The 390-nt window shown below is 71.5% G+C and carries 1 protein-coding gene; it reads left to right on the forward strand.

The features are described from left to right. Nucleotides 1–22 precede the first annotated feature (22 nt). Nucleotides 23–390 (forward strand): TIGR02569 family protein (locus RM812_RS42740; protein ID WP_311586511.1); only part of this gene is annotated, 368 nt, incomplete at its 3' end.

Genomic DNA, 390 nt, shown 5'->3' on the forward strand with positions numbered 1-390 from the left:
GTCAACACCTTAGGCTGAGGCTGTGAGTGTGGAACGGCCGCCGGAACATGAGCTGGCGGCGTTCGGCCTGTCCGGGGTGCGCCCGGTACCGCTCGGCTCTAGCTGGGAGGGTGGCTGGCGCTGCGGCGAGGTTGTGATGTCGATGGTGCCCGAGCACGCCCGTGCGGCGTGGTCGGCGAAGGTGCGGGAGTCGCTGTTCATCGACGGCGTGCGGCTCGCCCGCCCGGTGCGCTCGACGGACGGTCGTTACGTGGTCGCCGGGTGGCGGGCGGACACCTTCGTCGCGGGCACGCCCGAACCCCGCCATGACGAGGTGGTATCGGCGGCAGTGCGAGTGCACGAGGCCACGGCGAAGTTGGAGCGGCCGCGCTTCCTCACCCAGCCCCCGGT

Origin of the sequence: Streptomyces lancefieldiae (assembly GCF_031845825.1) — a bacterium.
Taxonomy (GTDB): Bacteria; Actinomycetota; Actinomycetes; order Streptomycetales; family Streptomycetaceae; genus Streptomyces; species Streptomyces lancefieldiae.